At 66.8% G+C, this 21220-nt stretch carries 21 protein-coding genes and 1 other RNA gene; 8 read left to right on the top strand and 14 right to left on the bottom strand.

The features are described 5' to 3' along the window. Nucleotides 1-141: 141 nt before the first annotated feature. Nucleotides 142-575, bottom strand: an RNA gene (gene rnpB / locus AC59JP_RS02635) — RNase P RNA component class A. Between the two features lie 42 nt (nucleotides 576-617). Here rnpB and AC59JP_RS02630 point away from each other — a divergent pair. Together AC59JP_RS02630 and AC59JP_RS02625 are read left to right on the top strand one after the other, a co-directional pair. Next, nucleotides 618-1145 (top strand): DUF1697 domain-containing protein, encoded by a 528-nt coding sequence (locus AC59JP_RS02630; RefSeq protein ID WP_497324071.1) that lies wholly within the window; start codon nucleotides 618-620, stop codon nucleotides 1143-1145. Beyond that, nucleotides 1142-2371: an SLC13 family permease gene (locus AC59JP_RS02625; protein ID WP_497324070.1), complete on the top strand. Its 1230-nt coding sequence runs from the start codon at nucleotides 1142-1144 to the stop codon at nucleotides 2369-2371. The genes AC59JP_RS02630 and AC59JP_RS02625 overlap by 4 nt, the downstream gene beginning before the upstream one ends. On the opposite strand, the gene AC59JP_RS02620 is transcribed toward AC59JP_RS02625, so the two are convergent. The 3 genes from AC59JP_RS02620 to AC59JP_RS02610 all read right to left on the bottom strand — a co-directional run bounded on the left by AC59JP_RS02620 (nucleotide 2372) and on the right by AC59JP_RS02610 (nucleotide 5442). Beyond that, a complete protein-coding gene (locus AC59JP_RS02620) occupies nucleotides 2372-3496 on the bottom strand; it encodes a bifunctional RNase H/acid phosphatase (RefSeq protein ID WP_497324069.1) in 1125 nt (374 codons plus the stop codon). Beyond that, nucleotides 3493-4230, bottom strand: a complete 738-nt coding sequence (locus AC59JP_RS02615) for a zinc ribbon domain-containing protein (protein ID WP_497324067.1) — start codon at nucleotides 4228-4230, stop codon at nucleotides 3493-3495. The genes AC59JP_RS02620 and AC59JP_RS02615 overlap by 4 nt, the downstream gene beginning before the upstream one ends. A gap of 66 nt (nucleotides 4231-4296) precedes the next feature. Next, a complete protein-coding gene (locus AC59JP_RS02610) occupies nucleotides 4297-5442 on the bottom strand; it encodes a Nif3-like dinuclear metal center hexameric protein (protein WP_497324066.1) in 1146 nt (381 codons plus the stop codon). A gap of 47 nt (nucleotides 5443-5489) precedes the next feature. Here AC59JP_RS02610 and AC59JP_RS02605 point away from each other — a divergent pair, with 47 nt between their 5' ends. Genes AC59JP_RS02605 through AC59JP_RS02595 form a run of 3 tightly spaced genes read left to right on the top strand, consistent with a single transcriptional unit; the run spans nucleotide 5490 to nucleotide 7543 of the window. Beyond that, nucleotides 5490-6167, top strand: a complete 678-nt coding sequence (locus AC59JP_RS02605) for an HAD hydrolase-like protein (RefSeq protein WP_497324065.1) — start codon at nucleotides 5490-5492, stop codon at nucleotides 6165-6167. Next, a complete protein-coding gene (locus tag AC59JP_RS02600) occupies nucleotides 6151-6624 on the top strand; it encodes a low molecular weight protein-tyrosine-phosphatase (RefSeq protein WP_497324064.1) in 474 nt (157 codons plus the stop codon). The genes AC59JP_RS02605 and AC59JP_RS02600 overlap by 17 nt, the downstream gene beginning before the upstream one ends. A gap of 16 nt (nucleotides 6625-6640) precedes the next feature. Continuing rightward, on the top strand, nucleotides 6641-7543 hold the full coding sequence (locus tag AC59JP_RS02595) for an SURF1 family cytochrome oxidase biogenesis protein (protein WP_497324063.1): 903 nt from the start codon (nucleotides 6641-6643) through the stop codon (nucleotides 7541-7543). Here the strand turns inward: AC59JP_RS02595 and AC59JP_RS02590 are convergent. Genes AC59JP_RS02590 through AC59JP_RS02580 form a run of 3 tightly spaced genes read right to left on the bottom strand, consistent with a single transcriptional unit; the run spans nucleotide 7469 to nucleotide 10120 of the window. Next, nucleotides 7469-8434 (bottom strand): cobalamin biosynthesis protein, encoded by a 966-nt coding sequence (locus AC59JP_RS02590; RefSeq protein ID WP_497324062.1) that lies wholly within the window; start codon nucleotides 8432-8434, stop codon nucleotides 7469-7471. The two genes, AC59JP_RS02595 and AC59JP_RS02590, sit on opposite strands and share 75 nt — an antisense overlap. Nucleotides 8435-8445: 11 nt before the next feature. After that, nucleotides 8446-9609 (bottom strand): type III PLP-dependent enzyme, encoded by a 1164-nt coding sequence (locus AC59JP_RS02585; protein WP_497324061.1) that lies wholly within the window; start codon nucleotides 9607-9609, stop codon nucleotides 8446-8448. Then, the gene (locus AC59JP_RS02580) at nucleotides 9578-10120 is read right to left on the bottom strand and encodes a hypothetical protein (protein WP_497324060.1); all 543 of its coding nucleotides are present in this window, start codon (nucleotides 10118-10120) and stop codon (nucleotides 9578-9580) included. The genes AC59JP_RS02585 and AC59JP_RS02580 overlap by 32 nt, the downstream gene beginning before the upstream one ends. A 152-nt stretch (nucleotides 10121-10272) precedes the next feature. Here AC59JP_RS02580 and AC59JP_RS02575 point away from each other — a divergent pair, with 152 nt between their 5' ends. Next, nucleotides 10273-11769 (top strand): DHA2 family efflux MFS transporter permease subunit, encoded by a 1497-nt coding sequence (locus AC59JP_RS02575; RefSeq protein ID WP_497324059.1) that lies wholly within the window; start codon nucleotides 10273-10275, stop codon nucleotides 11767-11769. Here the strand turns inward: AC59JP_RS02575 and AC59JP_RS02570 are convergent, their stop codons facing one another. Continuing rightward, nucleotides 11770-13284, bottom strand: a complete 1515-nt coding sequence (locus AC59JP_RS02570; RefSeq protein ID WP_497324058.1) for an ATP-dependent DNA ligase — start codon at nucleotides 13282-13284, stop codon at nucleotides 11770-11772. It lies immediately after the preceding gene. Nucleotides 13285-13312: 28 nt separating this feature from the next. Here AC59JP_RS02570 and AC59JP_RS02565 point away from each other — a divergent pair, with 28 nt between their 5' ends. Further along, nucleotides 13313-14908, top strand: coding sequence for an ABC-F family ATP-binding cassette domain-containing protein (locus tag AC59JP_RS02565; protein ID WP_497324057.1), 1596 nt, complete (start codon nucleotides 13313-13315; stop codon nucleotides 14906-14908). Here AC59JP_RS02565 and AC59JP_RS02560 read toward each other — a convergent pair. Continuing rightward, nucleotides 14905-16179, bottom strand: coding sequence for a M23 family metallopeptidase (locus AC59JP_RS02560; protein WP_497324056.1), 1275 nt, complete (start codon nucleotides 16177-16179; stop codon nucleotides 14905-14907). The genes AC59JP_RS02565 and AC59JP_RS02560 overlap by 4 nt on opposite strands. Before the next feature lie 75 nt (nucleotides 16180-16254). On the opposite strand from AC59JP_RS02560, the gene AC59JP_RS02555 reads away from it, so the two are divergent. Continuing rightward, nucleotides 16255-16863, top strand: a complete 609-nt coding sequence (locus AC59JP_RS02555) for a SanA/YdcF family protein (RefSeq protein ID WP_497324055.1) — start codon at nucleotides 16255-16257, stop codon at nucleotides 16861-16863. Here AC59JP_RS02555 and AC59JP_RS02550 read toward each other — a convergent pair. The 5 genes from AC59JP_RS02550 to AC59JP_RS02530 all read right to left on the bottom strand — a co-directional run bounded on the left by AC59JP_RS02550 (nucleotide 16860) and on the right by AC59JP_RS02530 (nucleotide 21046). Further along, complete coding sequence (locus tag AC59JP_RS02550; protein WP_497324054.1) at nucleotides 16860-17174, bottom strand: metal-sensitive transcriptional regulator; 315 nt, start codon at nucleotides 17172-17174, stop codon at nucleotides 16860-16862. The two genes, AC59JP_RS02555 and AC59JP_RS02550, sit on opposite strands and share 4 nt — an antisense overlap. A gap of 58 nt (nucleotides 17175-17232) precedes the next feature. After that, nucleotides 17233-18108 (bottom strand): PDDEXK-like endonuclease domain-containing protein, encoded by an 876-nt coding sequence (locus AC59JP_RS02545; protein ID WP_497324839.1) that lies wholly within the window; start codon nucleotides 18106-18108, stop codon nucleotides 17233-17235. A 66-nt stretch (nucleotides 18109-18174) separates the two neighbouring features. Then, nucleotides 18175-19236: an AbrB family transcriptional regulator gene (locus AC59JP_RS02540; protein ID WP_497324052.1), complete on the bottom strand. Its 1062-nt coding sequence runs from the start codon at nucleotides 19234-19236 to the stop codon at nucleotides 18175-18177. Nucleotides 19237-19262: 26 nt separating this feature from the next. Next, nucleotides 19263-19661 carry a universal stress protein gene (locus AC59JP_RS02535; RefSeq protein ID WP_497324051.1) on the bottom strand — a complete coding sequence of 133 codons (399 nt, stop codon included), beginning with the start codon at nucleotides 19659-19661 and terminating at the stop codon, nucleotides 19263-19265. 11 nt (nucleotides 19662-19672) lie between these two features. Next, nucleotides 19673-21046: a CitMHS family transporter gene (locus AC59JP_RS02530; RefSeq protein ID WP_497324050.1), complete on the bottom strand. Its 1374-nt coding sequence runs from the start codon at nucleotides 21044-21046 to the stop codon at nucleotides 19673-19675. Nucleotides 21047-21220: the final 174 nt, after the last annotated feature.

Raw genomic sequence — 21220 nt, 5'->3', positions numbered from 1 at the left:
CCAAAGCGAAGGTGACCTACCCATGAATTTGGACAACGGATTTTTCTTCGACCTTTTCGGCGGATTCAACTTCCTCGGCTTCTTGGACCTGTTCAAAGGTCTGAGCTGACGCCACGCGCGGAGCCCCGAACAGAAGTGGGGCGGGCGAGTCGGCCTCTAAGCCGGATCCTGTCCTCGGAATCCGTGGATTCCGAGTGGCGACCATCCATCTGGACACACCGTCACCGGGTGCCTCGAGCGGTCCACCCGCAGGCTCGGGCGAGCAGCCCTCGAACACCTGCGCAATCGCACGCACCGCGAGCGGCGTGTGCGACCTTCGACCTTGCTCCGGGCGGGGTTTACCTAGCCATCTCGGTCACCCGAGATGCTGGTGCGCTCTTACCGCACCGTTTCACCCTGACCGGCGTGGCACGAATGCCCCGCCGGCGGTCTGTTTTCTGTGGCACTGTCCCGCGAGTCACCTCGGGTTGCCGTTAACAACCGCCCTGCTCTGTGGAGTCCGGACTTTCCTCGGCGCGAAGCTTGACGACACTCGGGTCGCCAGTTCTCCTCGCCGCGGCCGCCCGGCCAACTCGTCCGCGTGGGTGATCGTACGGGCACCGCCTAGAATTTCACGAATGAGGTTCGTCGTACTGCTGCGCGGAGTCAACGTCGGTGGCATCAACATCAAGATGGCGGATCTGCGAACAGCGCTCACCGAAGCGGGTTTTGGCGAAGTTCGGACATTCCTCGCATCCGGAAACGTGCTCCTCGAATCCGACGATCGGAAGCCCGAGTCGGTCAAGAAAAAGATCGAACGCGTTCTGTCGGACACCTTCGGCTACACGGCGTGGGTCATCGTTCTCGACGTCCCCACGCTCGAGACCGTCGTCGCGAACTTCCCCTTCGACGCCGAGGATCCCGATCACCACCCGTACGTCGTGTTCTCGTCCGACGGCGAGTCGACGACGGAACTCGCCGGGCTGGCCGACTCCCTCGACCCCGAGGTCGAACAGTGCGAGTTGGGTGAGCACAACGTGCTGTATTGGCGCGTGGTCAAGGGCGACACCTTGACCAGCGTCGTCGGCAAGGCATCGGCCAAGGCGCGGTACAAGTCGACGACCACCACCCGGAATCTGCGGACACTGCAGAAGATGCTCGCGTGAGCATTCTCGCGCTGGCCCTGGTGGCCGCCGTTCTCGTTTTCGCCATCGTTCGCCCCCGTGGTCTCCCCGAGATCGTGATCGCGCTCCCGGCTGCGATCGTCGCGATCGTGGTCGGTGTCGTGACCGTCGGGCAAGCTCGCGAGGAAGTCACCGAACTCGCCCCGACGGTGGCGTTCCTCGCCGCCATTCTCGTTCTCGCGCATCTGGCCGACGCCCACGGCGTCTTCGACTGGATCGCGGTGCTTCTGCGGCGCGGATCGGTGGGCAATCCTCGTCGACTCCTGGTCCTCGTGTTCGTCGCCGCGTCGCTCACCACAGCGGTGCTGAGCCTCGACGCCACGGTGGTGCTGTTGACGCCGGCGATCATCGGCGCCGCGCGCGCCTCGGGAATGTCGACGCGTCCCCACAGTTATGCCGTTGCGCACCTGTCGAACTCGGCCTCGACGGTGCTGCCCGTCTCGAACCTGACCAACCTCCTCGCATTCTCGGCGACGGGGCTCACGTTCCTGCAGTTCACCGCCTACATGGCCGCGCCGTGGCTCGCTGCCATCGTCGTCGAGTTGCTCGTCTTCCTGCTCTTCTTCCGACGGGATCTGCGCGGCGCCGCGTCCGAGCCCGAGCCCATCGAGTCGAAAGACGCACCGGTGCTGGCACTCTGGATCATCGGCGCTGCACTTGTCGGTTTCGGGGTCTCCGGTTTCGTCGGCGTCGCGCCCGCGTGGATCGCCGCGGCTGCAGCAGTCGCTTTGGCGGTGCCGGGCCTGACACGCGGCGTCACCACGATGAAGAAGATCGTCGCCGCGGCCGATCTGTGGTTCTGCGCCTTCGTCTTCGCGCTCGGCGTCGTCGTGGCGGGCCTCGCAGCCGGACCCATCGGAACGTGGGTGGCGAACCTGCTGCCGACGTCGACCACGTTCCTCGCGTTGCTGGCGACGGCGGCCATCGCGGCCGTCACCTCGAACATCCTCAACAATCTGCCGGCCACCCTGTTGCTGGTGGCCGCGTTGGGAACGGGCGCACCGCCGACCCTGCTCCTCGCCATGGTCATCGGTGTGAACCTCGGACCCAACCTCACCTACGTCGGCTCGCTGGCGATCATGCTCTGGCGCAGAGGCGCTCGCGCACAGGGCGAGAACCCGCAGTTGTCCACGTTCACCGCGCTCGGAGCAATCACCGTACCGCTGACCCTGGTCGCATCGGTCGGCGCGCTGTGGTTGGTGACGTGATCAGGCCCAGATGTAGGACGTGTCGTTGACCAGCCGGACCGACGCCCGGTTGTCGTCGAACCAGTCCACGATCGACAACGACGCCAGATCGAGGTGCATGCGGTAGAGGATCGACGGGCCGACGTCGAGCGCGAACTGCAGCATGGTCTTGATCGGCGTCACGTGCGTCACCACCACCACTGTCTGGCCGGCGTACTTCTGCAACAACCGATCTCGGGTCTCGCCGATCCGCTCACGGACCGCGTCGAAACTTTCGCCGCCGGGCGGGGACACCGACGTGTCGGCCATCCACTTCGTGTGCAGCTCCGGATCACGCGTGTTCACCTCGGCGAACGTCATGCCTTCCCACTCGCCGAAATCGGTCTCCGTCAATCCCTCGTCGACGGCGACGTCCACGCCGACAGCAGAGGCGACCGCAGACGCGGTGGCGCGGGCACGCGAGAGCGGGGACGAGACGATCGCGTCGACTCCGCCCATGAATTCGATGCGCTTGGCTGCCGCAGCAGCCTGTGCGACGCCGACGTCGGTCAACTCGGGATTGCCGCGACCGGAATAGCGGCGATCCACCGACAGAGGCGTCTGTCCGTGTCGGAGCAGGAGAAAGCGTGTCGCCGAGCCCGTGACGGCTTGCCAGGCAGGCAGATCCGCTTTCGACGGACGTTCCGGTGCGGCGTCCGGGGTCATGTCCGGAGTCGTGTCGACGTCGCCGTCCATCGCTTCGTTGGCCAACCGGTCGGCGTGCGAGTTCTCGGCGCGCGGGATCCAGCTGTACTCGACTCGGTCGAACGCGGACGCCTGCAGGGTTGCCTGCCGGTGCAGCGGAATCATGTCCGGGTGCTTGACCTTCCAGCGTCCGGACATCTGCTCGACCACGAGCTTGGAGTCCATCCGCGCGGTCACCTCGCGCGCGCCGAGCGCGGCCGCAGCGTCGAGACCGGCGATCAGGCCCCGGTATTCGGCGACGTTGTTGGTCACGACGCCGAGCGATTCCTTGCGCTCGGCGAGCACCACGGAGCGGTCGGCGTCCCACACCACTGCGCCGTAGCCTGCGGGACCCGGGTTGCCGCGCGATCCTCCGTCGGCCTCGACGACGACCTTGTCGTGGGACGGGCCGTCGCTGCTCACAAGCCGGATTCCTTGGTGCGCACCATGATTGCGTTGCACTCCGGGCAGCGGACGAGGGTGTCGGGGTCGGCGGCGGCGATGCGCGAGATCTCGCCGCGGTCGATCTCGATGCGGCACGCGCCGCAGCGGCGGGCACGCAGGGCGGCGGCGCCGATACCGCCGCGCTCGCGTTGCTTCTCGTAGACGCTCATCAGCTCGTCCGGGAACTGTGACGCGAGCTCGGAACGCTGTGCGCGGCGCGCACTTTCGGTGCGATCGAGGTCGGCCACGGCGTCGTCTCGGCGGCGGGCGACGTCGATCAGCTGGTCTTCGACCTGACTGAGCTGCGCTCCGGCGTGCTCGTAGTCGCTCTGCGACGCCTCGCGCTGCTCCATGACTTCGAGTTGCTCGTCCTCGAGGAGTCCCTGGCGCCGCTCGAGTGATGTGAGTTCGTGCTGCAGTTCGGTGAGCTGCTTGGCCGAGACGTGTCCGGCGGCCAAGGCGGCGCGGTCCTTCTCCTCGCGCATGCGGACGGCGTCGATCTCGCCTTCGAGTTTGCGAATGTCGCGGTCGAGGTCGTCGAGGGAGATCTGCACGGCCACCGCGGCGTCCTTGCGGGAGATGCGCTCGGCTTCGAGTCGATCGAACTCGGCCTGCTCCGGCAGGGTTCGCCGGCGGTGCGCGAGCTGAGTCAGCTCGGTGTCCAGCGCAGCGAGGTCGAGAAGTTTCAGTTGTACCCGATGATCGACGTTCACGGCTGCAACCGTACAGGCCGACCCCACCCCCTCTGTGCGCGATTTCCGCCCCTCCAGGGGCGGTTTTCACGCACGGGGGGCGAAGCCCCCACACGTCCACGGATCGGTCCGCAGCTCGCACATGGTCGACGCCCACCCCTCGCGCTGCCCGAAGCGACCGTCCAGCATGTCCTTCGCCTGGCCACACCACGGGAACTCCCCCGCCCAGTGCGCCACGTCGATCACCGCGGGTCCACCGGCTCGTAGGTGTTCGTCCACCACGTGGTGGCGCAGGTCCGACGTCACGAATGCGTCGACTCCGGCCTTGGTGGCCGCACCCAGCAGGGAGTCGCCGGCGCCGCCGCTGACCGCGGCGGTCCGCACGATCGCGTCCGGATCGCCGGCGGAGCGCACGCCCCACACCGTCTCCGGCAGAGCGTCCTGCACCGCTCGGGTGAACTCGCGCAGCGTCACCGGGACGTCGAGACGACCCACCCGTCCCAGGCCCCGACCCGACGGCAACGACGCCATTTCGAGCACGTCGAACGCGACTTCCTCGTACGGATGCGCGGCGCGCAGAGCCGTCAGCATCGCCGACCGCGCACTGCGGTCCGCCACCATCTCCAGCCGAGTCTCCTCGACGAACTCCACCGTGCCGACCGTGCCGATCACCGGATGAGCGCCGTCGGAAGGCAGGAACTGTCCGAGACCCGTTACGCTCCAACTGCATTCACGATAGTCGCCGATCTCTCCGCCTCCGGCAGCGAACAGTGCCGCGCGCACGGCGTCCGCGTTCTCGACCGGAACGAACACCACCCACTTGTCGATCGGCGGCGCAGGCTTCTCGTCGAGCGGCCGCAGGTCGACCAGACCCACCGCGTCTGCCAGCGCGTCGGAAACCCCGGGAAGCGCCGAATCCGCGTTGGTGTGGGCGGTGAACAGCGCGCACCGGCCGCGGATCAGCTTCTGCACCAGCGCACCCTTGGGTGTCTGCGCGCCGACGGTGTCCACGCCGCGCAGCAGCAGCGGGTGATGCACGATCAGCATCTGCGCGCCCCACCCCAGCGCTTCGTCGACCACTCCGGCGGTGGCGTCGACGGCGAACATGACCTTCGCCGCGGGCTCGGCTGGATCACCGCACACCAACCCCACGGAGTCCCAGTCCTCCGCCAGACGCGGCGGATACGCCTCGTCCATCGCAGCGATGACCTCGGCAACCGTCACGTCGTTCATGACCCGACCCTAACGAGCGGTGGTTTGTCACGACATACACTGCGGGTATGGATTTCCGTGCCGACACCGTGCTCTTCGACCTCGACGGCACCCTCACCGACTCGGCGCCGGGCATCATCGCCGGCTTCCGGCACGCCCTCGACACCGTCGGCGCTCCCGAACCGACGCCGGAGATGCTGAGCCGGGTCATCGGCCCGCCGCTCATCGACTCGTTCCATTCGTTCGGCTTCGACGACGACCGCACCCAGCGCGCGCTCGCGGCGTACGTCGCCCGGTACGACGAGCGCGGGTGGGCGGAGAACACGGTCTACGAGGGCATCACGTCGGTCCTCGACGGATTGGCCGAAGCGGGAACGACGATGGCGGTGGCGACGTCGAAGAACGAGAAGTTCGCCACACGCATCCTCGATCACTTCGAGCTCTCGCACTACTTCGAGTTCATCGCCGGTGCGAGCGACGACGGCAGCCGCCGCGCGAAGGCCGACGTGATCGCCCGCGCTCTCGGCGAGGTCGGCAAGACACCCACCGCCGCCACCGACGGCGGCACCCCCGCCGTCGTCATGGTCGGCGACCGCGAGCACGACGTCTACGGCGCCGCGCAGTGGGGCATTCCGGCGGTCCTCGTCGAGTGGGGCTACGGCCACCCGTCCGAACACGCGGACGCGCGCTGGACCGTCACGTCCATGCTGGAACTGAGCAAGGTTCTCGATGACGTCACCGTCTGAGCTGCACGTCACGTTCGTCTGCACCGGCAACATCTGCCGATCACCGATGGCGGACAAGATCTTTGCCGACGCTATCGCCCGCGAGGGGCTGTCCGACCGCGTGCGAGTCACCAGCGCGGGCACCGGGAACTGGCACGTCGGAGACCCCGCCGACCCGCGCACCGTCGCCGAGCTGGACGCGAACGGATACCCGTCGGAGCACCGTGCCCGCACGCTCGACGACGACATCCTCTCCGCCGACCTCGTCGTCGCACTCGATACCGGTCACCGGCGAGACCTGCGGCGGGCCGGCGTGCCCGACGAGCGCTTGGCGCTACTGCGCAGCTTCGATCCGGATGCCGACGGCGAGAGCGTCGACGATCCGTACTACGGCGACGAGGACGACTTCACGACCGTGCGCCTGCAGATCGAGGCGGCGGTGCCCGGTCTGCTGGCTTGGGTCGCCGATCGCGTCTAGCGCTACCGTTGTAGCTGTGCGCCGGTTGACCTACTTCCTGAAACCAGGGTGGCTCGTGCTCGCCGCCGTGGTGGCGTTGTTCGCCTACCTGTGTTTCTCGGTCCTGGCGCCGTGGCAGCTGGGCAAGAATTCGTCGACCACCGAGCGCAACGACCAGATTGCTCGTTCTCTCGACGCGGATCCGGTTGCGGCCGACGCACTGATATCCGGCGGCAGCGTGAGCGCGGACGACGACTGGCGGCGCGTGACCATCACCGGCACCTACACGCCGAACGCCGACGTTCTGGTGCGCCTGCGCAGCGTCAACGAGACGCCGTCGTACGAGGTGCTCACCCCGTTCCGCACCGACTCCGGTCCCACCCTCGTGATCAACCGCGGGTACGTGCTGCCGACCGAGGGAAATCAGCCACCGACCATCGATCCGCCCCCGAGCGGGCAGGTCGTTCTCGACGGTCGTCTGCGCGTCGACGAAACTCCGTCACCGGAGCGCAACCCCATCCCGGGCTCCGGCGGGAGCCTGCCGCAGGTCTATTCGATCACCGCATCGCAGGTGGGCGCCCTCACCGGAACCACCCCGGTCGACGGTTACATTCAGCTCGCCGACGGCCAACCCGGCGGCCTGGGCACCATCGCCCTGCCGCAGCTCGACGCCGGCCCCTATCTGTCGTACGGACTGCAGTGGATCGCCTTCGGCATCATGGCGCCGCTGGGTCTGGCGTACTTCGTGCGGGCCGAGTTGCGCGAACGCCGCAAGGAGAAGGAAGAGCCCGAACCCCAACCCGAACTGCTTGTGCTCGACGACGACGAGCACGACGACCTGGACCGACTGCTCGTACCCCGCCGATCACTGCGCCGGAAGAAGCCCCCGGCGACGACCGACGCGACGAGTTCGCGCATGGCCGACCGCTACGGCAAATAGCACGGTGACCGCCGCGGCCGAGGACTGAACGCGAGCCGAGAGATCCACTGCGCGCGCAAGATCAGCCGGCGTCGGCGACGGTCCCGTTCCGAGCGTCGGCCGTAGTTCCACACCGTGGCTGTACTGGGTACGCCCGCCCAGCGTGACGCCCAGAGCGCCGGCCGCGGATGCCTCCGCGACGCCCGCGTTGGGGCTGGGATGCTTACGCGCATCACGGCGCCACGCCTGCGCCGCACCTCGCGGATTACCTCCGACGACGACGGTCAACGCGCCCGTGAGCCGCGCGGGAATCAGGTTCACGACGTCGTCCAGACGCGCGGCGCACCATCCGAATCGGAGGTATTTCTGCGATCGGTACCCGATCATCGAGTCGAGCGTGTTCACTGCGCGGTATCCCAGGACGCCGGGCAGGCCGAGCGCGGCGCCCCAGACGAGTACACCGACGGTGGCGTCCGAGGTGTTTTCCGCGACGGATTCCAGCGCGGCACGGGCCAGTCCGTCGCGGTCCAGAACGGACGGATCGCGGCCGCACAGGGACGGCAGAATGTCGCGGGCGGACACCAGATCGTCACGCTCGAGCGCAGCGGACATGCGCCTGCCCGTTCGAGACAGCGTCGTGCCGCCGAGGCAGAAGTACGTGCCCACTCCGGTGAGCGCCGCCTCGGCTGCGGGTGGCAATCGCTGCGCCCGAGCGCCGACGAACATCGTCGCTCCCACGAGGATTCCCACGTGCGCGGCGCCGGCCGCTCGTGACGGGCGGTAGGTGAGCCGCTCGAGCGCCGCGGCGGCCGTGCCGAACGCCGCCACCGGGTGCCGGCGTGCCGGATCGCCCAGCGCGCGGTCGGCGACGAAGCCGACAAGGAGGCCGACGGCCGACGGTGAGGTGAGCATCGCTCGGCAATCTAACCGACGACCACGATCGGAGTGGGCGGCAGTCCGTTGAAGCGCGAGGCCGACACCGCGGTGTAGGCGCCCATCATCGGACTGACCAGGACGCTGCCGACGTGCAGTTCGGGCATCGGGTAGTCCGCCGCGACGACGTCGACGCTGTCGCACGTCGGTCCGGCCAGAACCACCGGGGACATGGGCGCGCACACGTCGCCCCCGAGCTCGTCCAGCGCGAGCACCGCCGGGTGTACGTCCTCGGCCATCACGTTCGAATAGCTGCCGTACACGCCGTCGTCGAGGAAGTGCCACACCCGTCCGTCTCGGATCGACGTTCCGACCACGCTCGTCAGCAGGGTCATGCAGGATGCCGCGACAAACCGTCCGGGCTCGGCGAGGACGACGTAGCGGTCCCGCACCGACGCGAGCGCGGTGTCGATCACCGACGCGATCTCCGCGATGTCCGGCACCGGTTCCCGGTAGGACACGGGGAACCCTCCCCCGATGTCGAGAGTCCGGAGCTCGATTCCCATCGACGATTCCACGCGGTCCATCAGGTCGACGGTCTGCCCGATCGCCGCCGCGAACGGCTCGATCGCACTCCCCTGACTACCGACGTGGAAGCTGAAACCGTCCACCCGAATACCGCTGCTGAGCAGTTGCTTCACCACCACGTCCGCGTCGTCGGGCGGCACTCCGAACTTGGCCGACAGATTCGACTTGGCCGACGGATCCGGGAACGCGAGCCGCACCAGAACACCGGCGCCCAAGTGGCGGGGGCCGAATTTCTCGACCTCGGCGACACTGTCGACGACGAAGGTTCGGACGCCGACGCCGTACGCGTGGTCGATCTCGGCGGGCTTCTTCACCGGGTGCGTGTGAATCATGCGGCTCGTGTCGACGCCGAGGCCGATCAGGTGGTCGACCTCGTGGGAGGTCGCGACGTCGAACCACCCGTCACGTGCGAGCACCGCCGCAATCACCGCCGGATGGGGCAGTGCTTTGACCGCATAGTGAAAGCGTATGTACGGCAACAGATTCTGTAGTCCGGCGTAACTCGCGGCCACGTCGCGTGGGTCCAGGACGAGCAGTGGGGTGCCGTGACGAGCAACGAGGTCCGCGAACATCGGCGCCGAACCCCGCAACTCCTCAGCCAGCCTGCGTCGCCGCCGCGGTTCCATCACACGTCCTCGATGTCGCAGCGTCGGGAGTCGGCGCCAGCCTGGATTTGTTGATCTCGTAGCTCGCGATCGCGCAGGCGTAGAAGCCCACGTCGGCAACCAGTTTCGCGGTCAGCCACCCCGCCATCGTGTTGCCGACCACGGACAGCCCGACGTACCAGGAGAGAGGTCGGACGCCGAAGGTGTCGATCACCTCGGCCGGGCCGAATTCGAGCGTCAGACTGCGCAGTGCGAGCAGGACCGCGAACAGCCGCCGCCGCAGGCCGCGTCGCACGACGTCCATGCGGTAGTAGGCCACCGTCGCTCGCTGAAAGGACACCGCGTAGTACCCCACGGACGCGCCGACGGTGCCGACCACCGCAGCCACCGCGAAGGAACCCGTCGCCGCATAACCCAGCGCGGCCCCACCGAACTCGCCGACGGTCGCCGCGATCTCCGCCGGAAGATACCGCCGGACCCACTCCATGATCTTCGACCGCCTCGGGGCCGAACCACCCTCGATATCTGTCATGCGACCGATACTTGCCACGAGGACGGGGGCGAGCACGCGTAGTGCACTACCCGATCGGGTACCCGCGTGTCATCCGACCGTTGTCGTCCAACCGTGGCCCGGCGCCGAATGGACACTGCCCTCATCGACGTTTTCGAAAGGCTCTACCCCGCATGTCCGCTCCCACCGAAATTCCTCGCAGCGCATGGCGGGCACTGATCGTCCTGCTTCTGGGCATGTTCATCGCCCTGCTCGACACCACCATCGTCAACGTCGCGCTACCGACCATCCGAGTGAGCCTCGACGCCTCCGAAGCGACTCTGTCGTGGATCATCTCCGGCTACGCCCTCGCCTTCGGTCTCGCACTGATCACCGCGGGCCGAGTCGGCGATCGCGTCGGCCACAAATGGGTCTTCTTCACCGGCCTCGCGCTGTTCACGGCGGCGAGCCTGGCGTGCGGGCTCGCGACCAACGATCTGTCGCTGATCACGGCTCGTGTGGTGCAGGGTCTGGCCGGCGGCATCTTCGTCCCGGCCGTCACCGCGTACATCCAACTGCTGTTCCCGCCGCAGGCGCGAGGCAAGGCGTTCGCCATCATGGGCGCCGTCATCGGCGTCTCGTCCGCCCTCGGACCGATCATCGGCGGCCTGATCATCCAAGTTCTGGGTGAGGAATCCGGCTGGCGCGGAGTGTTTTTCGTCAACCTTCCGATCGGCATCGTCGGGCTGATCCTGGCCGTGCGCTTCCTGCCGACCAAGGCCGAAACCGATGGCGCGCAGGAACCGTCGACGGCGAGCAACCAGCGAATCGACTGGATCGGGCTGCTGCTCGTGACCGCCGGACTCGTCGCTCTGCTGGTTCCGCTCATCGAAGGCCAGGACCTGGGGTGGCCGCTCTGGACCTACGCCACGCTGGTCGTCGGCGCTGCGTTGATCGCCGCTTTCGGAGCGTGGGAGGTGTTCTACACCTCGCGCGGACGCACGCCCCTCGTTCCGCCGCGACTGTTCACCCGCCCGGCGTTCACGGGCGGAACCATCCTGGCCCTGGTGTACTTCGCGGCGTTCACGTCGATCTTCTTCACGATCTCCATCCTGTGGCAGACCGGTTTGGGTAACTCGGCGCTGCAGTCGGGTCTGGTGTCGCTGCCCTTCGCGGTGGGCAGCATCGTCTCCTCGTCGCAGAGCAACCGACTCACGCTGGCGCTCGGCCGCAACGTCCTCGTACTCGGCGCGGGCTTGGTCACTATCGGACTGGGATGGCTCTGGCTCACCCTGCTGTTCACCGATGCGTCCGACCTGACGATGTGGAAGACGTTGCCGCCGTTGCTCATCGCCGGATTCGGCAACGGGTGCTTCATCGCCCCGAACGCTCAGTTCATCGTGGCGACCGTGGAGCGCGAGGACGCCGGTTCCGCCAGTGGCGTCATCTCGACGATGCAGCGAGTGGGCAGCGCGGTCGGCATCGCCGTGATCGGCAGCGTTCTGTTCGGGTCCTTGACCATCGCCGGGCCGGATCCGGCGGCCGTGGCCGACGGCTTCACCCACGCAGCCGGACACGCGATGGGGGTCAGCACCGGGTTCGCGCTCCTGGCGTTCGTGCTCGTGTTCGCTCTTCCCAAGAAGGTGCAGTCGTTCGGCGGTCCGCCGGCGAAGGAAAAGCAAGCGGTCTAGCTATTTCCCCGGCAGCAGCGCTCGAATGTCGTCCAGGGTGCTCGCGTCGGCCGGATCCTTGTCCGGTCGATAGCGCAGCACCCTCGCGAACCGTAGGGCGACTCCGCCCGGATACCGAGTGCTCACCTGCGCACCGTCCAGCTCGATCTCCACGACCAGAGTGGGATCGAGATACACGGCGTACTTGTCGCGCGACGACTCGTACTTGGGAAATTCCTCGGTCTGCCACCGCAGCAGCTCGTCGGTCAATCCCTTGAACGTCTTGCCGACCATGATCGGTGGGCCCCCGTCCACGTCCCTCGCTCCGAGGTGGAGGTTGGACAGGAACCCGGTACGACGCCCGTACCCCCACTCCGCGCCGAGCACGACCAGATCGAGTGTGTGCTCGGGTTTGACCTTCTGCCACGACTTTCCGCGCCGACCCGCCGCGTACGGGGAGCTGAGCGCCTTGATCATGATGCCCTCGTGGCCCGCGCTGAGCGCTGCGTCGAGGTGCGCCTCGGTGGCCTCGAGATCGGGTGCCCGCAGCGACGGAATCAGGTGCTGCCCCGCTACCGACCGCAGCGCCTCGAGCCGCTCGGACAGCGGACGATCGAGCAGGTCCTCACCGTTCAGCTCGAGACAATCGAAGAAGTACGGCTGCAGCAACAACTCGCGTTCGGACGTGGCGCCGAAGCGGCTCATCGTTTCCTGAAAGGGCCGGGGCCGACCGGAGTCCGCGAGCGCCAAGGTCTCACCGTCGAGAACCACGCTGCGGCAATCCAATCCGCGCACCAGCTCCACCAGTTCCGGGACGGACGACGTGATCTCGCGCAGCGTGCGGGTGAAGATGTGGACCTCGTCGCCGTCGCGGTGCACCTGAATGCGGGCCCCGTCCAATTTGAACTCGACGCTGACGTCTCCCCCGAGATCGGAATGCGCGTCCGCCAACGATTCCGCCGGCGACGCCAGCATCGGGCGCACCGGCCGGCCGACCTGCAACCGGAACTCCGCCAACGCATCGGCGCCGCCGGTCATGGCTGCGACCGCGGTGGCCGGCAGCCTGCCCGACAACATGAAGGCTCGACGCACGACCTCCAACTTCAGTCCCGACGCCGTCGCGATGGCGTCGGTCATGACCCCTTCCAGCGCCCCGTGCCGCACCTCGCCGGTGATCAGGCGGAAGAGGAAGTCCTGCTCCTCCGCGGTGGCGCGGGAGAAGATCGACTCCAACAGGTCGAGGCGTTTCTTCGCCGACCCGGTCCCCGATGTGGTCGCCAACTCGTCGAATACGCCGTCGACTTCTGCCACGTCGAGCGACGGCTCGGCCGCAGCCTGTCCGCGCGCACCGACGAGCGTGCGTCCACCGACGCCGATGCGGCCCTGCAGCGTCTCCCCCGACAACCATGCGACGACGGGTGCGAGCTCCTCCGGCGTCGCCGACGTGATTAGGTCGGCGATGGTGGCGGTCTTGGCCTTGCGCGAGCGCGTGGCGCCGACCTCGGCGCTGGCGGTGACGATCGACTGCAGGAGCATGACCCCACGGTAGCTACAGTTGGCGCTCGTGAGCTGGATCAGACTGAACGACGTCGCCAAGAGTTTCGAGCAGAAGACGATCCTGCGAGAGGTGTTCTTCCGGCTCGGCGACGGTGACCGCATCGGCCTGATCGGGCGCAATGGTTCCGGTAAGACGACCCTGCTGCAACTTCTCCTCGGCCGTGACACCCCCGACAGCGGCACGGTCGACGTCACCGAGGGCGCGCGCATCGGGTACTTCTCGCAGTTCTCGGAACTCGACGGGGACAACAGCATTCGTTCCGAGCTCGAGTCGCTGTTCGCCGAGATCCGCTCCGTCGAAACGGAACTGAGCGAGGTCGAGGAGTTGCTCGGCGGCGACATCGACGAGAAGGAGATGTACCGACTGATCGACCGGCAAGCCGCACTGCTCGACGCGATGGAGCACGGCGGCGGGTGGACGTATCGGCAGAGCATCGACACCGCGCTGTCCATGCTCGGCTTCGACGACGAACGGCGAGACCTCCCCGTCGACAAGCTGTCCGGTGGCTGGCGTAACCGCGCCGCTCTGGCGAAGATCCTTCTCGAAGCACCGGACGTGCTGCTGCTCGACGAGCCGACGAACTTCCTCGACGTCGCCGGCATCGCGTGGTTGGAGCGGTGGCTCCGCGATTTCCGGGGCGCACTGCTGGTCGTGTCGCACGACCGGCATTTCCTGGAGCAGGTCGCCACGTCCATAGTCGAGATCGAAAACAACCACCTGCAGACGTACGACGGTAGTTACTCCGAATACGTTCAGCAGAAACAGTTTCGACTGAAGAACCTGGAACGGGAATTCAGCAACGAGCAGCAACTGCTGGCCTACGAGCAGGACGCCATCGCCGATCGCAAAGAGGCGCAGAAGAATCCGTCGGCGGTGTTGAAACGTCGCCTGGCGAACATCAAGAAGAGCAAGAATCCCCGCCCGGTCGATCAGATCATCACGAGCATCTACGGCGGACTGCACGTGCACGACGACCTCTGCGTGGTGGAGAACCTGACGAAATCGTTCGGTGATCGCACCCTCTTCTCGGACGTGTCCTTCGAGATCCACCGCGGTGATCGCATCGCCGTGACCGGACCGAACGGGTGCGGCAAATCGACGCTCGTCGACGTTCTGACCGGAGCACAGGACGCGGATTCGGGTCGGGTGAAGTGGAAGACGAAGGCGCCGAGCTTCATTCACTACAACCGCGTACTCGACGATTTGGACGACGACGACACCGTTACGCACTCGGTCAACGCCATGCCCGACAGCCTTGCCCTCACCGCGACCAAGAAGGACGTCGCTCGGTTCCTGACTCTTCTCCAGTTCTCCGAGCTGGATCAGAAGGCCCGCATCGGAACGCTGTCGGGTGGTCAGCGAGCGCGCGTCGCGTTGGCGCAGTGCCTGCTGTTCGGCGCCGGGACGATCGTCCTCGACGAGCCCACCAACCACCTCGACCTACCCAGCACGCAGGTTCTCGAGCGCGCGCTCGTTGCGTTCCCCGGCGCCGTCGTCATCGTCAGCCACGACCGGTTCTTCGTGGAAAAGGTTGCGCTGAGCCAGATCGCGTTCGACGGGGCGGGTGGCGTCCGGCAGATCGCCGGCGTCGAAATGAACTAGGGGGCCGAGAACGTGACGACGTCCATGAACAGCGGCATCTGATCCGTCCTCGCCTCCGTCGTAACTCCCGGTTGCAATTGCGCCGGGGCGCTGGTCTCCAACAACTGATTCACGGCGTCGGGCGAGGCGAATGTGCCCGTCGTGTCGAATGACGCGAATTCGAACGGCAGCCCGTTCGACACGAGCGGATCGACGCCGTCCATCACGTGGAAATGCAGATGCGGGGAATCGGTGTTCCCGGAATTTCCGAGTAATCCGACGACATCTCCGGTCTTCAACTGGTCGCCGACCTTCACCCGCGATGTGCTGCCGGTCTGCAGGTGTGCGTAGAACGCGTAGCGGCCGTTGCCGATGTCCTGAACGACGTGATTTCCGCCGTATTGGTCCACTGGCAGGCCGCTCGGGTTGGCGCCGGGCGTCTGCTCCGGGAGACCGTCGACGATCGTGACGACCGGGCCGTCCGCAACCGCGTGTACCTCGGCGCCGTAGTACGCGTAGCTCGCCGTCGACGTCTTGTCGCCGGTGAACAACTTGTTCTCGGAGTCGAGCTGGACCCAGTCGATGGCGAATCGCTCCGGCGCCCAGAGCTTTCCGTTCAAAGGACTGACGGCGCCGCGGTGGGCGGTCACCGAACAGCATCCGTTCCCGTCCACCCAGCGCTCCCCACGAAGGGGCGACGCGATCGTGATCGGCTGCACCTTGTCGACGGTCACCGGAGCCACCGAGTACGTCAGCGCCGCCGGGAGCACCGGCGGGCTGGGGTTCGCCAGCGTCACCGAAATGCGGTTCTCCAGGGTGTCGGGCACCTGGTCCATCGAATCGACCACCGCGTCGATCCACACGAGACCGCTCTGTCCCGGCCCGAAAGTGGTTCCCGGCGAATCGGTTCCGAACACCTTCGTCCACTCGGGGAGAACGTCCGACGTGAGGTTCTGCAACACGGTGTCGCCGTCACTGACCGTCACCGACTGCACCGTGACCGGTTGGCTCACGAAATTCGTCAAGTTCAACTCGTACGCCAGATGAACCTTTCCGTCGGTCGCCGGAACGGGAATGGGCGGCGCCGTGATCGAGCCGACGATGGGCGTCAACTCGGCAGGGGCCGAGGAAGTCGTGACTGCGGCCGACGGAAACGACGAGGCCGCGGCGGCGGAACTCGACCCCGCCGCACTGGTCGTCGCGGGTGCATCCGCGGAATTGGACGAGCATGACGCCACCGACAAAACGGCGACCGAGAAGAATGCGAAACACACGCTCGAAGGACGTTTCATGAAATCGCAGGGTAATACTCGAGAGCACTGCGGAGTTCAGAATTCCCACAGAACAGGTAGCTATGTTCTTCGGTTATGAAGACCGCGCTCGTCCGTTCCTTCGTCGTGATCGTCTCGGCGGTGATTCTGGTTCTTCTGGGCTCCGCGGCGTGGGTGGCCTATCTGTCGTCCGGCCGTGTGCACGATGTCGCCGACGCTCCGGCTGCTCCGACCGTGATCGTTCTGGGTTCGCAGGTGCGTGACGGGAAGCCGATGAAGTTTCTCCAGGGCCGGCTCGACGCGGCCGTCGTACTGGTCGAGACCGGGCGCGCGTCCCGTGTGCTGGTGTCCGGAGATGCCGACGGCGCTTCGGGCGACGAGATCGCGGCCATGACCGAGTACCTCGTCTCCGAGGGAATCGACCCCGAATCGATCACCGGGGATCCGCACGGCGTCGACACCTACGACACCTGCGCACGAGCAGCCTCCACCTATGGCGTGACCAAGGCCCTCATCGTCACCCAAGGCCTGCACGTCTCGCGCGCGGTGGCGCTGTGCCGGGAGAAGGGAATCGACGTCGACGGAGTCGATGCGTCCTGCGACTGCAACCGACTCGCGTTGGTGCGCAACTACGCTCGCGAATGGTTGGCCCGCCCGAAAGTGGTGCTGGACCTGCTGTCGGGACGAGACGCGCTGACTCCCTAGCTGCGCACGAGCCGCGCGATCGCCTTCGACGCCTCGGCCAGCTTCTCCGCCCCCGCCTCGTCGCTCTCCTGGACGGCGTGGGCGACGCAGTGCGCCAGGTGATCGTCGAGCAGGCCGAGCGCAACGTTCTGCAGCGCTGCCGTGAGCGCGGAGATCTGGGTGAGGATGTCGATGCAGTACTGCTCCTCATCGATCATGCGGGCGACGCCGCGCGTCTGCCCCTCGATCCGCTTGAGGCGAGTGAGGTACTTGGCCTTGTCACCGATGTAGCCGTGGTGTTCGTCGGCGTCGGGTGCTGTCATAGGGCACATTGTCCACCACCTGAGGAACATCGGTCCCGCTCACCGGGACATGGAGTCCACTCATGGTTCAGGATCTCGACGCCAGGGCCGCGCGGATCTCCCGAAGCACACCGTCCGGATCGTTCGTGAGTCGATGCCAGTTGAAGCGCAGGATGTGCCAGCCTGCGTTGACCAGCGCGTTCTGCCTCTTCGCATCGTGAGTGAACCGTTCGACGTCTCGGTGCCACGCCCAGCCGTCCACCTCGATCGCGACCATCTCCCTCACGAATGCCACGTCGAGTTCGTACCCGCAGGCCCACACGTGCGTCCGCCAGCCGGTCACGTTGCCCGCGCGGAGTAGCCGAATCTGTAGTCGCTCGGCAGCGGAGGCACCGCCCTCGGCCGCGATCGTCAGCATCGCTCCGGCCGCGGCGCTCCCGGCGCTGCGGGCGTGCTTCTCGTGCACTCGTCTCAGGATCGGCAGACTCACGTGCCGCTGCAACGCTCGGTCGAGAAACTGAGAGCCGTTGGGCAGCAGCACCGTCGCCTCGAGAACCGCCAACGGAAGCACCGTGACACGAAGGGATCGGATGGCCTCGCAGTCGGTCCAGTCGAGGTCTCTCCGCCGGACGTGCGTCGCGGGGCAGCGTCTCACCCGTCGCGCCTTCGGAATGGTCACCCAGGTCTCCTTCGGCGGACGGTCGATCAGCCCGTGCCACCACGCCGCGCTCGGACCGTACGCGCACGCGCCGTCACCTGCCGCGAAGACCGCGGTTCGCAGAGTGACTGCAGGCGACATCGGGTGATCGGCCCGCAGGTAGACCCCGGACGCGAGCCGGCGCCAGGCACCTGTCGACAGGCGTCGTCCGATCGCCGACCTCGACATGCCGCACGCGGCCGCCTGACTTGCCGTCACGACCCCGTCTTGCTTCGCGAAGTGTCGGTTCAACTGCCTGGTGTTCACACTCACTTGGACGCAGTCGGAGCGCTACGGTTCCCGCGAGCTCCGGGAGTGGAACATCGGTCCCGCTCACCGGGACGAATGTTCCACTTTCGCCCGCCGGGAGTACAGCTTCGCCGCCACCGGCGCTGCGACCAGCATCGACACCAGCCTGATCAGCTGAACGCAGGCCACGAACGTCACTCCGGCGCCCGTCGACGCCGACACCGCCAGTACCGCCGCCAGCCCGCCCGGCGTCGTGGCCAGATAGCCGGTCAACATCGACACACCCGTCGTCGCCGACAGCACCCAGCCGAGCAGCGCACAGATACCGGCAATCACCAGAACGAGGAGGAACGCGTACGGGAAGATCCTGCCGATCGCGCGCAGGCTGGCCATCGTGAAGGCCAGTCCCGCTTGCCATCCGATGATCATGAACGCGACGGGCAGGATCACCGTCGGGACGGAGATGCCGTCCGGCCATCCGGCCAACTCGCATGCGCCCGCCACGAACAGGGGCCCGAGCGTCGCCGGCGCCGGCAGACGGATCAGCATCCCGACCGCAATTCCCACGACGATGGCGCCGACGAGAAACGCCGTTCCCCACCAGGGCGAGCCGTCCTCCGACGCGGATGGCGACGTCGCCGCCTGCTCGTGGAAGACGAACGTCACCACGAGCGGCATCGTCACCACCACGAGCGCCACGCGCAGGTACTGCACCACCGCGACGATGCGTTCGTCGCCGCCGAGCTCCTTCGCGATGGCGACCAATCCCGTTGCGCCACCGGCAATCAGAGCCAACGCACCGGTGATGGGGTCCACGTCGCGGTGCAGGGCGAGCAGGGCCCCACACCCTGCGCTGACCACCAGGGTCGCGAGGCCGACGAGAACGGCCGGTAACCAGTTGTCCCCCAGCGCGCTCAGCGTCTCGGTGTCGACCATCAGTCCGATGGTGGCGGCGAGCGTTCCCTGCGCGGCCATCGACAGCGGCCGCGGCACCCGCCGGGGGCCGACGCCCGTCAAAGCGAACACGACCGCGACGACCAGTGCGGCGAACAGCGACGGTGCGGTCAGACCGAGTGCGTCGAGCAGAAGCCACCCCGCGGTGGAGACGATCGCGAGAGCTACCCAGCGCACGGCAATGCGCGCCACCCCGGTGAGGTGGCGCGCACGCGTCGTTACGATTTGACCAGCAACACCGGAATCCGTGATTCCAGCAGAAGCCTCTGAATCGGCTGTCCCATCAAGAACTTTCCGACGGCGGAGCGGTGGCGAGATCCGACCACCACCAGCTCGGCGTCGGCCTTGTCGATCAGGGCCAGAAGGGTGGACGTCGAATCCGGATCCGGCTGGCCCGTTGCGACGCTCCAAACCACGTCGCCGGCCGACTCGATCTCCGAGAACGCTGCGATGACCGCGTTCTCGACGGCCGCCGCCTCGCTCTCCTCGGCGGCTTGCGAACCGGAGAATGCGTGCAACACGACCAGGTCGGTGGAGCGGGTCCTGGCTTCACGAACTGCCTCGACGAGGGCGGTGCGGCCTTCGGTCGACGTGCTGTGCAGTACTGCGACACTCATGCGATTTCCGTTCAGCCGAAGGGGATCTGGCCGACGAGAACGCCGACGACCAGCATGGAGATGGACACGACTGCCGCTCGCCACAGAACCTTCTTGTGGTGATCGGCGAGCGAGACGCCGGCGAGGGTGACCAGTAGCAGGATGGCCGGGACCAGCGGGCTCTGCAGGTGGACGGCCTGGCCGGTGATGGAGGCGCGTGCCATCTCGACCGGCTCGATGCCGTACTTGGCGGCGGTCTCCGACAGCACCGGGAGGATGCCGAAGTAGAAGGCGTCGTTGGTCATGAAGAAGGTCAGCGGGAGCGAGAGCACGCCGGTGATGACGGCGAGGTACGGCCCCATGCCGGACGGGATGACGTTGAGCAGCCACTGCGCCATTGCTTCGACCATGCCGGTTCCCTGGAAGACACCGGTCAGGATTGCTGCGGCGAGCACCATGGCGACCACCGAGACGATGGAGGAGGAGTGCCGGGCAATGGCCTCGCCCTGCTCCTTGACCTTCGGGAAGTTGAAGGTCAGCGCGATCGATGCGGCGATCATGAAGAGCACCGGGATGGGCAGGATGTCCATGACGAGGATCACGAGCAGCGTGACGGTGAGAATCGCGTTGAACCACAGCAGCTTCGGGCGCAGTGTGTCGCGGTTCGGGTCGAGGCCGTCGATGAAACGTCCGGAGTCGCCGTCGTCGCCTCCGCCGGTGCCCGCGCTGCCGCCGGACACCGACTTCGATGCGCCGGAGCCCTGCTTGACGAGCTGCTTCTCGAAGACGAGCGAGCCGATGCGACGACGCTCCATGATGCCGAGGTGGATCGAGAACAGGACCACGATGATCAGACCGACGATGAGCGACGGGACCATGGGGATGAAGACGTCGGACGGGGAGATGCCGAGAGCCGATGCGGCGCGGACGGTGGGTCCACCCCACGGGATGATGTTCATGGTGCCGTTGGCGAGGCCGGCCACGACGGTCAGGATCACCGGGCTCACACCGAGTTTGAGGTAGAGAGGCAGCAGCGCGGAGGTCACGATGATGAACGTCGTCGATCCGTCGCCGTCGAGCGAGACCACCATGGCGAGCACCGCGGTGCCGACCACGAGCTTCATCGGGTCGTTCTTCACCAGGCGCAGGATGGCGCGCACCAGCGGGTCGAACAGACCCACGTCGATCATGATTCCGAAGAAGATGATCGCGAAGAACAGCAGGGCCGCCGTCGGGGCGAGGGATTTGATGCCGTCGGTGATCATGTCACCGATGCCGAGGCCGGCTCCGGCGAGGAGGCCGAAGATCACGGGCACCAGGGTCAGGGCGACGACGGGCGTCGCACGTTTGGTCAAGATGAGGAACATGAACGCGGCCACCATCAGGAAGCCGAGGATCACCAACATCGTGAACTCCTTGTCGAAGTGTTCTGTGGGCCACTGGGCCCGGGGGTTGTGACCGAAGTTACGTGCGAGACCTCACATCTCCTCGCTTGTGCGCACTACCCGCGCAACCGACGTTCCCGCGGGTTTTGCGCATTGTGCTCACGGTCCGGGGTTAGCCTGGGTTCGTGCGCTCGG

The sequence above is a fragment of the Rhodococcus sp. 320_ES genome (assembly GCF_059691855.1).
The sequence above is the reverse complement of the archived record's forward strand: the minus strand, read 5'-3'. Positions and strand labels throughout refer to the sequence as shown.

What these genes read in the sequence shown, in the direction of transcription:
- AC59JP_RS02585 (WP_497324061.1), bottom strand. Translation starts at nt 9,609, where the DNA reads ATGGAACCGCGGCGGCGACGCAGGCTGGCTGAGGAGTTGCGGGGTTCG.
- AC59JP_RS02555 (WP_497324055.1), top strand. Translation starts at nt 16,255, where the DNA reads ATGAAGACCGCGCTCGTCCGTTCCTTCGTCGTGATCGTCTCGGCGGTG.
- AC59JP_RS02570 (WP_497324058.1), bottom strand. Translation starts at nt 13,284, where the DNA reads ATGCTCCTGCAGTCGATCGTCACCGCCAGCGCCGAGGTCGGCGCCACG.
- AC59JP_RS02605 (WP_497324065.1), top strand. Translation starts at nt 5,490, where the DNA reads ATGGATTTCCGTGCCGACACCGTGCTCTTCGACCTCGACGGCACCCTC.
- AC59JP_RS02610 (WP_497324066.1), bottom strand. Translation starts at nt 5,442, where the DNA reads ATGAACGACGTGACGGTTGCCGAGGTCATCGCTGCGATGGACGAGGCG.
- AC59JP_RS02535 (WP_497324051.1), bottom strand. Translation starts at nt 19,661, where the DNA reads ATGAGTGTCGCAGTACTGCACAGCACGTCGACCGAAGGCCGCACCGCC.
- AC59JP_RS02630 (WP_497324071.1), top strand. Translation starts at nt 618, where the DNA reads ATGAGGTTCGTCGTACTGCTGCGCGGAGTCAACGTCGGTGGCATCAAC.
- AC59JP_RS02575 (WP_497324059.1), top strand. Translation starts at nt 10,273, where the DNA reads ATGTCCGCTCCCACCGAAATTCCTCGCAGCGCATGGCGGGCACTGATC.
- AC59JP_RS02600 (WP_497324064.1), top strand. Translation starts at nt 6,151, where the DNA reads ATGACGTCACCGTCTGAGCTGCACGTCACGTTCGTCTGCACCGGCAAC.
- AC59JP_RS02590 (WP_497324062.1), bottom strand. Translation starts at nt 8,434, where the DNA reads ATGCTCACCTCACCGTCGGCCGTCGGCCTCCTTGTCGGCTTCGTCGCC.
- AC59JP_RS02530 (WP_497324050.1), bottom strand. Translation starts at nt 21,046, where the DNA reads ATGTTGGTGATCCTCGGCTTCCTGATGGTGGCCGCGTTCATGTTCCTC.
- AC59JP_RS02550 (WP_497324054.1), bottom strand. Translation starts at nt 17,174, where the DNA reads ATGTGCCCTATGACAGCACCCGACGCCGACGAACACCACGGCTACATC.
- AC59JP_RS02560 (WP_497324056.1), bottom strand. Translation starts at nt 16,179, where the DNA reads ATGAAACGTCCTTCGAGCGTGTGTTTCGCATTCTTCTCGGTCGCCGTT.
- AC59JP_RS02580 (WP_497324060.1), bottom strand. Translation starts at nt 10,120, where the DNA reads ATGACAGATATCGAGGGTGGTTCGGCCCCGAGGCGGTCGAAGATCATG.